The organism is Pseudomonas rossensis (genome assembly GCF_039888995.1).
GTDB lineage: Bacteria > Pseudomonadota > Gammaproteobacteria > Pseudomonadales > Pseudomonadaceae > Aquipseudomonas > Aquipseudomonas rossensis.
Genome location: NZ_JBBWCB010000076.1, coordinates 18,360 through 29,019 on the forward strand (window position 1 = coordinate 18,360; position 10,660 = coordinate 29,019).

The following is a 10,660-nucleotide window of genomic DNA, read 5'->3' on the forward strand; positions in this document are numbered from 1 at the left end:
CATGACTCATTCCATCGCATTCAATTTTGAAGACGGCGTCACCCGATTCATCGACGCCAATGCCGGCGAAACCGTGGCCGATGCCGCGTATCGCCAAGGCATCAATATTCCACTGGATTGCCGCGACGGCGCTTGCGGCACCTGCAAATGTTTCGCCGAGGCCGGCCGTTATGAGTTGGGCGAGGAGTACATCGAAGACGCGCTCAGCGCGGAAGAGGCCGAGCAAGGTTTCGTCCTGACCTGCCAGATGCGCGCCCAGAGCGATTGCGTGGTGCGCGTGCCGACCTCATCCGAGGTGTGCCGCACACGTCAGGCCAGTTATGACGCCACCATCAGTGCCGTGCGCCAGTTGTCCGACAGCACCATCGCGCTGTCGATCAAGGGCGAAGCCCTGAGCAAGCTGGCGTTCCTGCCAGGGCAATACGTGAACCTCGGGATTCCCGGCAGCGAGCAGACCCGCGCCTATTCGTTCAGCTCGTTGCAGCGCGACGGCGAAGTCAGTTTCCTGATCCGCAACGTGCCCGGCGGCTTGATGAGCAGCTTCCTCACCGGCATGGCCAAGGCCGGCGACAGCATGAGCCTGGCCGGGCCGTTGGGCAGTTTCTACCTGCGCGACATTCGCCGTCCGTTGTTGCTGCTGGCCGGCGGTACGGGGCTGGCACCATTCACGGCAATGCTGGAAAAAATCGCCGAGCAGGGCAGTGAACATCCGCTGCATTTGATCTACGGCGTGACCAACGATTTCGATCTGGTGGAAATGGATCGACTCGAAGCCTTCGCCGCGCGAATCCCGAACTTCAGCTTCAGTGCCTGCGTGGCCAACCCCGACAGTCAGCACCCGCTCAAGGGCTACGTGACCCAGCACATCGAGCCGCAGCATTTGAACGAAGGCGACGTCGATGTCTACCTGTGCGGCCCGCCGCCGATGGTCGAGGCGGTCAGCCAGTTCATTCGTGAAAAAGGCATCGCGCCGACAAACTTTTACTACGAGAAATTTGCCGCCAGCGCGGCGTAAGTATTTTCTGCGGCATTGTCCCTGTAGGAGCTGTCGAGTGAAACGAGGCTGCGATCTTTACAAGGGCGACATCAAAAGATCGCAGCCTCGTTTCACTCGACAGCTCCTACGGAGGGGTTGGCGCAAACACGAGGTGGGTATGAACAGATTTCACGAAAAAGTCGCGCTGATCACCGGTGCTGCCCAAGGCATCGGTCGGCGCGTTGCTGAACGCATGGCGGCGGAAGGTGCGCGGTTGATTCTGGTCGATCGCTCCGAGCTGGTGTTCGAGGTTCAGCAGCAATTGGGGCAGGGCGGCCAGGTGCTGGCGCTGACCGCCGATCTTGAGCAATACAGCGAATGCAGTCGCGTCATGCAAGCCGCCATCGAGCGTTTCGGGCGTCTGGATGTGCTGGTCAATAATGTGGGCGGGACGATCTGGACCAAGCCTTTTGAGCATTACGAAGCGTCGCAGATCGAGGCCGAAGTGCGTCGTTCGCTGTTCCCGACGCTGTGGTGCTGTCATGCGGCGCTGCCGTTCATGCTTGAGCAGGGGAGTGGCGCTATCGTCAACGTTTCGTCCATCGCCACGCGCAGTGTCAATCGCGTGCCGTACGGTGCGGCGAAGGGTGGGGTCAACGCGCTGACCGCTTGCCTGGCGTTCGAAACCGCCGGTCGTGGGATTCGGGTCAATGCCACTGCGCCTGGTGGCACCGAAGCACCACCGCGGGTGATTCCGCGCAACAGCGCCGATCAGAGCGCGCAAGAGAAGGTCTGGTATCAGCAGATTGTCGACCAGACACTCGACAGCAGTTTGATGAAGCGCTATGGCACGCTGGATGAACAGGCAAGCGCTATTCTGTTTCTGGCCAGCGACGAAGCGTCCTATATCACCGGCATGATCATGCCGGTCGGTGGCGGCGACCAGGGCTGACACGCAAACAACCCATCCAGAAATGGAGCCATCGTGGTATCGGGTTTCTACGGATACCCTCCTGGCTCGACGTCTGGTCGGCACTTCAATGAAGGTCGGGTGTAAGGTATTCAGGTGAATCCAGGATCATCACTGCCGAAATGGAGGTGACTATGAGCGTTCCGATGCTGACCAAAATGCACATGAACGGTTATGACGTACTCAGCGTGAACAACGGTCCGTGGCGGGTGTGCACCAAAGGTGACCGGCTTGGAGCCTTTGGCAGCAGAGAGGAAGCACTGGCCTTTGCGGCCTCTCTTCCCGGCTACAAGGCCAGATCAAGCCGGCCTGCACGCAGCCAGAAGTCAGATTGATAGTGCGCTGCAGCCCCGGTTCGCCGGGGCTTTTTCGCATGGCGTTAAGGTCTGGGGCTAATAACCGCCACCACCGGAACTGCGGGAAGGCTCTCGGGCTTTTTGCTGCATGCGACTCCATTCCGCGCAAGTCATGAAGCTTTTATGGTCGACCTTGCCCATGCCATCGAAACTGACGTTGTACGTTTCCTGATGGCCGGCCTGCGTCAGCTTGTAGTCAAAGCACGTGCCTGGCTCAGCCGTGCGATCCGTTATCGATAAAGGCTGGCCGCCGATCTGCTGGACTTGATCCTTGCTCATGCCGGTCTCCACCTTTGCGACCAACGGCTGATCCCGATAGATGCGCGACTCAGTGCTGCAGCCACTTGACGCTGCCAGTACGACGATCAGCGCGCCTATCGGCTTGTTCATGGCAGCGCTCCTGCTAATGAGATTTCGTTCGAGTGATGAACTTGGCTTTCACTTCCTCGGCATAACCCTTCAGTCGTTCTTCATCTCCCTGAAACAACTCGCAAAGCTTTTGGGCTGCTTGCGCATCCACATCATTGCCGAGCTGGCGTAGCTGCTCTGCGATGCGCAAAAGCTCTACCGCTGACCATCTCAGATCCGACGCAACGCCTTGCAGGTCACGCCGAAGTTCGTTTTCAGATTCGTTGAGCCACATGATGACCTCCTGAAAATCTATGCTAAGAAATTTTAGTCCCATTTCCCAATTCATGGCGTTTCGTTCGTCCGGGCCGTTGGCGTAGCCTTTTGTCGGGAAAATGAACGCGAACGGGCAGATCTGATGTCGTAGTGAGGTAGTGAATTTTCGCTAGGGCGAGGCAACTTCCAATGACGACCACCGATGACTTTCGATTTCATGCCCATGAGCTGATGGTTGACATGGACGCGGCTACCACGGAAATGATGAAGCTGATTTCCGCGCATCAGCTGAGCGGCCCGGAATGGGAGCGGGTCACTCAATGGCAGCATGAGGCGTACGAAAGATGGATGACCTATCTCAACGAGAGGTCATACCCGGATCCGGGCGATAACAACGCGCCTCGCTGAGTGCTGTTCAGCGGATGGATGTCTAGGCAGCGACGCGCTACATTCCTCTTTTTCGGATAAGGAAGCGTCATGCGCAAGTTGATTGGGGGAGCAGGGTTGGCGTTGCTGGCGGGCTGTTCGTTGCCCGCGTCCTTGGTGCCCGGTGAGCCCAATGTCAGCAAGTACAGCAACAAGGCGCCAAAAGACTATGCCGCGTGTGTTCAGCCGGCGTGGCAGCAGGAAATACCCAATACAACCCAATCGGCGATTTCCAACGGCTACAGGATCACGGCGCCGAGCATCATTTCGGCCGACGAGATCGTGGATATCGTGAAATCGAAGGATGGCAGTCACGTATCGCTTTATCAGGGGCCGCCGTGGGCGAAATCAGGGGCGTTGCGCAAGGCAGTGCGCGATTGCCTGTAAGGTTTAGCCGGTGATTCCTGTCGCCTGAAACGTCGACAGCGTTGTTTTAATAACGCTGTCTGTTTGAAAAAAATCCCGCCCGGGTTCTCTTGGGCGGGATTTTTTTTTGCGCCTTGAACGGTTGCGGTCGTGAAATTTAACGTGTACTTTTTCATGAAAATATAAATATAAAAATTCACGAGGCTTGCATGTTTCAGCAATCTACCCAGCACGTCGCCAGCTATTACGCCCACACCTGCGCCGATCGTCTGTTCGATCGAGCCGCGTTGGGGGCGAGCAGGACACCGAGGTGTTGATCATCGGGGCCGGCTTCAGTGGGTTGCATACGGCGTTGCGTCTGGCCCTGGCCGGTAAGCGCGTGACGTTGCTGGAAGCCAGTCGGGTGGCCTGGGCCGCCTCGGGTCGCAATGGCGGTCAGGCCATTCTCGGTTGGTCGTGTGACATGCCGCCGTTGGAGGCTGCGCTGGGTTATGAGCGTGCGCGCCGGTTATGGGACAGCATGCGTTGGGCGGCTCGGGAGTTGCGAGACTTGCCCGCGCGCCATGGTTTTGATTGTGACTATCGGCCCGGCCACCTCTGGACGTCGGTGATGCCGCGTCGGGTGAGTCTGCTCACAGAATGGCAACACGAGGCCAGCCACAAGTGGGGCCACGATGGTTTGCAGTTCATCGCGCGCGAGGCGTTGCCTGATTGGGTCGCCAGTGAGCGTTACCAGGCAGGTCTGTTTGATCCTGAAGGCGGGCATTTGAATCCGCTGAAACTGGCGCTCGGCCTGGCCGCTGCGATTGAACAGGCCGGTGGACGCATTCATGAACAGAGCAAGGCGCTGAGTTATCGCGAAGAGGGCGGTCAGTACGTAGTCACCACTGAACGCGGTCGCATTCGCGCCGACGTGCTGGTGCTGGCGTGCAACGCCTACCTTGATCGGCTTGATCCGAAGCTGTCGAGTTGCGTGTTACCGGTTGGCACTTATCAGGTGGCCACCGCGCCACTTTCAGAGCAACAGGCGACCGCGTTGCTACCCAGCAATGTGTGCGTCACCGACAACCAGTTTGTCCTCGATTATTTCCGCCGTACGCCGGACAACTGCCTGCTGTTCGGTGGTGGTTGCACCTACCTGGGCGGCATGCCGAAGGACATCGCCGCCGCGACACGGCCCTTTTTGGAACGCGTGTTTCCGCAGCTCAAGGGCGTCGAACTGAAGTTTGCCTGGGGAGGGCACATTGATCTGACCCTCAAGCGCACGCCTGACATCGGTCGGCGTGGCGATCTCTACTGGCTACAGGGTTACTCCGGACATGGCGTGCTGCCGACATTGGCCGGGGCGCGTGCCGTGTCCGACGCGATACTTGGCCAGCCGGATGAGCTGGCGTTGTACCAGGGTTTGTTCAACGGCAGCTTTCCCGGTGGAAAGTATTTGGCAGCACCGCTGGAAGCCATCGGCAAGGCCTGGTATCGGCTGCGCGACAGTATTTGAAGCACCAATTTCGGGAAGCCTTTAGATGGACATGCAAGAAGAAATCTCGGCGCTGGCGATCCTGATCCAGGACCTGCGCAAACACAAAAAATACACGCTGAAAGACCTGGCGGACAAAATCGGTCGTTCGGTCGGCTTTCTCTCGCAAGTAGAGCGGGGGTTGTCTCGTCCCACGGTGGCGGACTTGACCGCCATCAGCGAAACCCTCGGCGTGCCGACTACCTATTTCTACAGCTTGCCCAAGCCCATGGCATTGCCTTGGGTTACCCGTCCGGATGAGCGACGCACGCTGTATTACGCCGACGGGATTACCGACATCCTCGTCTCTCCGAAGATGAGGGCGTCCTTTTCAATGCTTGAAAGCCAACTGGAGCCCGGCGCCAGCAGTGGTGATCGGCACATGAACGACAGCTCGGAGCAGGGTGGCTATGTCCTCGAGGGTGAGCTGACGCTGTGGCTGGATGACGATAAACCGGTGACATTGCGCACCGGCGACAGTTTTCAGCTAGCCAGTCATACGCATTGTCGCTACGGCAACCTCTCGGATCAGCTCACCCGGGTGCTTTGGGTTTACACCTGATAAAAACAACAAGGAACACTAACGATGGATGCTGTCTGCTCTGATCTGGTTGCTGAGGTTCGCGCGTTTCGTCAGCGCTTCCCGCAGGTGCGTTACGTTGACCTGATTTCCCTGGACATCCCCGGGCATTTTTACGGTAAGCGCTACCCGATAGAAATGCTCGAGAAGGTCGCCGCTGGCAGCGTGCTCAAGCTGCCGCAAAACTGTGTGTTATTGGGCACGCAGGGCGGTCTGTTCAAAATCGGTGACTACTGTTTCAACGACGGCGACCCGGATGCTCCACGCCGCCTGGTGCCCGGTACGCTCAAGCCCGTGAGTTGGGAAAAACAACCGCTGGGGCAGATGCTGATTACTTCAAGCGGTACTGATAAGCCAATCGTCTTCGAGCCGCGTGAAGTGTTGGCGCAGGTGCTTGAGCGCCTTGGCCGAAAAGGGATTTTCCCCGTGGTCGCGTTCGAACTGGAGTTCTATCTGTTCGATCGCCAGCTACGTGACGGCTTGCCACAGTTCCCTCGCGATCAGCTGACCGACGATGCCGATGATCAGCCAAATATGCACATCGAACGGTTGTCGAGATTTTCACCGGTGCTCGATGACATGGTCGAGACGGCGCGGGCGCAAGGCATTGATGCCACGGTAATCACTGCGGAGCTGGGCCCGGGCCAGTTCGAGATCAATTTCGGTCACCTTGACGACGGTCTGCGTGCGGCCGACTGGGCGGCCCTGTTCTGCCGCAGCACACGGGGCGTGGCCCTCAAGCACAGCCACCGCGCCAGCTTCATGGCCAAACCCTACTTGCAGCACCCCGGTAGCGGCATGCATGTGCATGTGAGCCTTTACGACGAGGCGGGAACCAACCTGCTGGCGGCTAACGATCAACAGGCGCTACGCCACGCGGTGGCCGGTTGCCTTGAAGTGTTGCCGCATTGCATGCCGATCTTTGCACCGAATCACAACGCAATGCGGCGCTTGAGCGGCACGGTGAATGTCGCGACGCGCGCCAGTTGGGGCTTTGAAGATCGTGACGCCTGCCTGCGGGTGCCTGAGTCGGACGCTAAAAATCTGCGCATCGAACATCGCCTGGCGGGCGCGGATGCCAATCCTTATCTCGTGTTGGCGGCGATTCTGGTAGGGCTGGAGCAGGGGCTGGAAGTGGGGCGTGAACCGATTGCATCCCTCAACGAAGATCGTGGCAGCGGTATCGACTTCCCATTGGAGATGCTGGAGGCCGTGCGTTCGATGCAGAACAACGCGCAGCTGCGCGAGGGTTTAGGGGCAGAGTTTGTAGATGTCTACTGCGAAAACAAGCGCCAGGACCATTTGGCGTTCCTGCAGGACATCAGTGCGCGGGAGTATCGCTGGTACCTCTAAATCAGTCCTTGTTGGTGCTCGTCCATAAAAAATATGTGGATATTTAATGAGTTAGAAGATTTAGTAACTGGATAGTGAATCAAAATATCTTGTTACAGGCAGAAATATTAAGTAATATTCGCCCCGCGTTCACCACCACGGTTTATGCATTTTGAATCCCAGGCGTCCATCAGCTGCCTGGGATTTTTTTTGCCTGAAATTCGGATGTGTGCACAAGACCAGAATCACAGCGGCAAATGATGCAATCCGCTACCGCGAGATGATCCCGTGATCGATCGCGTATTTGACCAGGGCCGCCGGTTTGTCGATGTTGAGTTTGCGACGGATGCTCAAGCGATGGGTTTCTACCGTGCGAACGCTGATGTCCAGTTCGCGGGCCATCTCCTTGTTGTTCAGCCCTTGCGCCATCTTGTACAACACCTGGCTCTCGCGCGGTGTCAGCTCGTTGTCGGTATTTTTATCGGCGATGAGCCGCTGGGCGATCTCGGCACTGTAGAACGTGCCGCCACTGGCGATGGCTTCGATCGCCGCGATGATTTCCCGCGACGGTGAGTTCTTCAGTACATAGCCGCTGGCCCCCGCGCGAACGGACTCACTCACGTATTCATTATTGTCGTACATGCTGAGCACCAGCACCTTGAGCGACGGGTACTGGCTGCGCAACACCCGGGTCAGCTCGAGCCCGTTCATGTCCCGCAGGCTGATGTCGACCAGCAACAGGTCCGGCTGGCAGCGCCCGACCATTTCAATGGCATCCGCGCCACTCTCGGCTTCGCCCACCACTTCCAGGGGGGGCATGACCGCCAGCAGCGCTTTGATCCCGTCGCGGACCAGGGCGTGATCGTCGACCAGGGCGACGCGGATCGGGTAGGGCAGGTTCATTGCGGGCATTCACTCTTGTTGTTGTGGGGCGAGTCAGCGTTTTGCACCGGGCACTTTCATCGGCAGCAGAACGTCCAGCTCACTTCTTCCCGGCATCGAGATCAGGTCGAATCGTCCACCAAAATGCTCGACACGCTCACGAATATTACGCAGGCCAATGCCCGCGTGACGACGTTCGACCTGGGCGACGTTGAAACCGATACCGTCATCGACCACCGTCAACCGTACGGAATCTTCGGACCCGTGCAGGGTAATGGAGACGTTTTTAGCCTGGGCGTGTCGTTCAATATTAGTCAGGCCTTCTTGCACGATGCGAAACAGCGAGACCGCTGCCCCATCGACCAAGTGACAGTCGAATTCGTTGTCGTTAAAAGTCACCACCAGGCCGCTGCGTTGCTCGAATTCTGCGGCGAGTTGATCGATCGCAGCCGGAAGGCCCAGGGTGTCGAGCAGCGAGGAGCGTAGGTCGTGGGAGAGGCTGCGAACCTCGCCAATCGCTTCCCCCAGGCGTTCCGTGGCGTCTCTCAGCGTACTCAAACCCTTGTCGTGTGCTTGCCCATTCTCGAGCAGATGGCTGGCCAGTTCGAACTGAAACTTGATGGAGACCAGTAACTGGCTGATGCCGTCGTGCAGTTCACGGGAAACCCGTGAGCGCTCTTCCTCTTGCAAGCTGACGATACGCTGAGTCAGGCGCTGAAGTTTTTTGTCGGCCAGACGATGCTCGCTGACGTTCAGCGTCATGCCGCTGGCGAAGACAAACAGCACCGCCACGAGGGCCACCGCGGCAATCGCCAGCATGGTTTTACGAATGCCCTGGGCCACTTCGTCACGCGCCTGCTGGGTCGCGCGCTCCACGTCTTCAAGGTAGATGCCGGTGCCGAGCATCCAGCCCCAACGATCCAGCATCACCACATAGGCGAGCTTGTCGGTCACCTGGCCGGAAGAGGGTTTGTTCCAGGCGTAGCGCTGAAAGCCTTCGCCCGATTGCGCACTTTTGAGCAACGCCTGGATCACAGGCAAACCGTGAGGGTCCTTCATGTCCCACAGGTATTTGCCCACCAACTCTGACTGGCGCGCGTGCATCAGGCTGCGACCTTCGTGGTCGTAGACGAAGAAATAGCCATTGATGCCAAAGCTGAGCTTGCGCAGTTCTTCCAGCACTTGTTGCTGTGCGTGTTCGTCACCGTGGCCGTCGTCGTACAGCGGCTCGATCAGGCTTTGCGCCATTTCGACGTAGTTCTTAAGTTCGGCGCGTTTGCTCGCCAGAATGCTGTCTTCGATCAGTTGCGCCTGTTGTTCACCCAGTTGCCGGTTCATGGAAATCACCAGCGCGCAGATGACGGCGATGGCCAACACCAGCGGCAGAATCCCGAGCGCGACGATTTTGTGTTTGAGCTGCATCTCTGCTCCTGTCCGGACCGAGGGAAGGCGAAGGCCCGGCATCATATGCCAAAGATACGCGCGTCCAGTAGCGGTGCTGGACGGAATGACTTGTGGCTGGCTTGTCGGGTCGCCGCATCGCTGCGATGGCGGCCTGACAGCCGACCATTTTCTTTCAGGTGTACATATCCATTTCTGCGGTAACGGCCGCTTAGGGTTTCGCCCTTACGGCGAGTCCCTTTTTCAAACGCCAAAAAGGAACCAAAAGGCTTCGCCCCAGCGTCCGGCCCCTCGCTTAGGCTCGGCGTTCCTTCGTTCCGGCATTCATCTGGGGGTATCGCCTCCGGTCGGCTTCGCTTCGACCTCCTCTCGATGTGTTCGACTTCGTCGAACGGCGCTGCGCGCCTACCCCCCAGATGAACACCTCCACTCAGCCTCCCGAAGGGGCGGGCAGATCAAAATCAAAAGCAAGATCAAAAGCTGCAGGCGAGCTAACGCTCGGCCTGTTGAGTGGTGAGGGGCGAAAGGCGTATCCGATCCCTTGTGGGAGCGAGCCTGCTCGCGAAGGCGGCCTGACAGCCGACCCATTACTCGCAGGTGTACACCATTCCCCTGTGGGAGCGGCGTCATCTACGTAGAACTACGTAGACGCCATGTACGTAGTAACGCGGATTTATTTGTAGACGGCATGCGGGGATATTGGGCCAGCTCCGCACAGCGGACACAATTATAAAAATTACCGCCGCAGTCCACTGGCTGTCGGCAGGAGACACGCTATGCCCCGTCTGGCTAAACACCTCGCCTGGTTTGCCGTGGCTGTCCTGGGAGCGTTTGCGCTAAGTGTCGTGGCCCTGCGCCGCGGCGAAGCGATCAACGCCCTCTGGATCGTAGTCGCAGCAGTCGCTATCTATCTCGTCGCATACCGCTACTACAGCCTGTTCATCGCTACCAAAGTGATGCAACTCGACCCCAATCGTGCCACGCCGGCTGTCGTTAACAATGACGGTCTGGACTACGTGCCGACCAATAAACACGTCCTCTTCGGCCACCACTTCGCCGCCATCGCTGGCGCGGGGCCGCTGGTCGGTCCGGTCCTGGCGGCGCAGATGGGCTACCTGCCCGGGACGCTGTGGCTGATTGCCGGCGTGGTGCTGGCGGGTGCCGTTCAGGACTTCATGGTCCTGTTCATGTCCACCCGCCGCAACGGCCGTTCCCTGGGCGACATGGTCCG

General features: G+C 58.5%; 12 protein-coding genes and 1 pseudogene. 9 read left to right on the forward strand and 4 right to left on the reverse strand.

Going from position 1 to position 10,660, the window contains the following annotated elements:
- Position 1: 1 nt before the first annotated feature.
- The 3 genes from benC to WLY71_RS19440 all read left to right on the forward strand — a co-directional run bounded on the left by benC (position 2) and on the right by WLY71_RS19440 (position 2,281).
- Positions 2-1,015 carry a benzoate 1,2-dioxygenase electron transfer component BenC gene (gene benC, locus WLY71_RS19430; RefSeq protein ID WP_347804832.1) on the forward strand — a complete coding sequence of 338 codons (1,014 nt, stop codon included), beginning with the start codon at positions 2-4 and terminating at the stop codon, positions 1,013-1,015.
- A gap of 139 nt (positions 1,016-1,154) precedes the next feature.
- The gene (locus WLY71_RS19435; protein ID WP_347804833.1) at positions 1,155-1,928 is read left to right on the forward strand and encodes a 1,6-dihydroxycyclohexa-2,4-diene-1-carboxylate dehydrogenase; all 774 of its coding nucleotides are present in this window, start codon (positions 1,155-1,157) and stop codon (positions 1,926-1,928) included.
- Between the two features lie 152 nt (positions 1,929-2,080).
- A complete protein-coding gene (locus WLY71_RS19440; protein WP_282377869.1) occupies positions 2,081-2,281 on the forward strand; it encodes an SPOR domain-containing protein in 201 nt (66 codons plus the stop codon).
- 57 nt (positions 2,282-2,338) lie between these two features.
- Here WLY71_RS19440 and osmE read toward each other — a convergent pair whose 3' ends face one another.
- Complete coding sequence (gene osmE, locus WLY71_RS19445) at positions 2,339-2,692, reverse strand: osmotically-inducible lipoprotein OsmE (protein ID WP_347804834.1); 354 nt, start codon at positions 2,690-2,692, stop codon at positions 2,339-2,341.
- A 13-nt stretch (positions 2,693-2,705) separates the two neighbouring features.
- On the reverse strand, positions 2,706-2,945 hold the full coding sequence (locus tag WLY71_RS19450) for a hypothetical protein (RefSeq protein WP_282377872.1): 240 nt from the start codon (positions 2,943-2,945) through the stop codon (positions 2,706-2,708).
- A gap of 170 nt (positions 2,946-3,115) precedes the next feature.
- Between WLY71_RS19450 and WLY71_RS19455 the strand changes: the two genes are divergently transcribed.
- The 5 genes and pseudogenes from WLY71_RS19455 (at position 3,116) to WLY71_RS19475 (ending at position 7,167) form a co-directional block, all read left to right on the forward strand.
- Positions 3,116-3,334, forward strand: a complete 219-nt coding sequence (locus tag WLY71_RS19455) for a hypothetical protein (RefSeq protein ID WP_347804835.1) — start codon at positions 3,116-3,118, stop codon at positions 3,332-3,334.
- 69 nt (positions 3,335-3,403) lie between these two features.
- Positions 3,404-3,739 (forward strand): hypothetical protein, encoded by a 336-nt coding sequence (locus WLY71_RS19460; protein WP_347804836.1) that lies wholly within the window; start codon positions 3,404-3,406, stop codon positions 3,737-3,739.
- 188 nt (positions 3,740-3,927) lie between these two features.
- Positions 3,928-5,216: pseudogene (locus tag WLY71_RS19465) on the forward strand (NAD(P)/FAD-dependent oxidoreductase).
- 25 nt (positions 5,217-5,241) lie between these two features.
- Positions 5,242-5,796, forward strand: coding sequence for a helix-turn-helix domain-containing protein (locus WLY71_RS19470; protein WP_140682294.1), 555 nt, complete (start codon positions 5,242-5,244; stop codon positions 5,794-5,796).
- Positions 5,797-5,820: 24 nt separating this feature from the next.
- Positions 5,821-7,167, forward strand: coding sequence for a glutamine synthetase family protein (locus WLY71_RS19475; RefSeq protein ID WP_347804837.1), 1,347 nt, complete (start codon positions 5,821-5,823; stop codon positions 7,165-7,167).
- Between the two features lie 249 nt (positions 7,168-7,416).
- On the opposite strand, the gene WLY71_RS19480 is transcribed toward WLY71_RS19475, so the two are convergent.
- Entirely contained in the window at positions 7,417-8,049 is a 633-nt protein-coding gene (locus tag WLY71_RS19480) for a response regulator (RefSeq protein ID WP_008154581.1), read from the reverse strand.
- A gap of 33 nt (positions 8,050-8,082) precedes the next feature.
- The gene (locus tag WLY71_RS19485; protein ID WP_347804838.1) at positions 8,083-9,450 is read right to left on the reverse strand and encodes a cache domain-containing protein; all 1,368 of its coding nucleotides are present in this window, start codon (positions 9,448-9,450) and stop codon (positions 8,083-8,085) included.
- Between the two features lie 755 nt (positions 9,451-10,205).
- Here WLY71_RS19485 and WLY71_RS19490 point away from each other — a divergent pair.
- A partial coding sequence (locus WLY71_RS19490) for a carbon starvation CstA family protein (protein WP_347804839.1) occupies positions 10,206-10,660 on the forward strand: 455 nt, incomplete at its 3' end.

Bases quoted from the DNA above. Each gene is read 5' to 3' on its own strand.
- WLY71_RS19440 (WP_282377869.1), top strand. From the start codon at position 2,081: ATGAGCGTTCCGATGCTGACCAAAATGCACATGAACGGTTATGACGTA.
- benC (WP_347804832.1), top strand. From the start codon at position 2: ATGACTCATTCCATCGCATTCAATTTTGAAGACGGCGTCACCCGATTC.
- WLY71_RS19460 (WP_347804836.1), top strand. From the start codon at position 3,404: ATGCGCAAGTTGATTGGGGGAGCAGGGTTGGCGTTGCTGGCGGGCTGT.
- osmE (WP_347804834.1), bottom strand. From the start codon at position 2,692: ATGAACAAGCCGATAGGCGCGCTGATCGTCGTACTGGCAGCGTCAAGT.
- WLY71_RS19470 (WP_140682294.1), top strand. From the start codon at position 5,242: ATGGACATGCAAGAAGAAATCTCGGCGCTGGCGATCCTGATCCAGGAC.
- WLY71_RS19485 (WP_347804838.1), bottom strand. From the start codon at position 9,450: ATGCAGCTCAAACACAAAATCGTCGCGCTCGGGATTCTGCCGCTGGTG.
- WLY71_RS19435 (WP_347804833.1), top strand. From the start codon at position 1,155: ATGAACAGATTTCACGAAAAAGTCGCGCTGATCACCGGTGCTGCCCAA.
- WLY71_RS19450 (WP_282377872.1), bottom strand. From the start codon at position 2,945: ATGTGGCTCAACGAATCTGAAAACGAACTTCGGCGTGACCTGCAAGGC.
- WLY71_RS19455 (WP_347804835.1), top strand. From the start codon at position 3,116: ATGACGACCACCGATGACTTTCGATTTCATGCCCATGAGCTGATGGTT.
- WLY71_RS19475 (WP_347804837.1), top strand. From the start codon at position 5,821: ATGGATGCTGTCTGCTCTGATCTGGTTGCTGAGGTTCGCGCGTTTCGT.
- WLY71_RS19480 (WP_008154581.1), bottom strand. From the start codon at position 8,049: ATGAACCTGCCCTACCCGATCCGCGTCGCCCTGGTCGACGATCACGCC.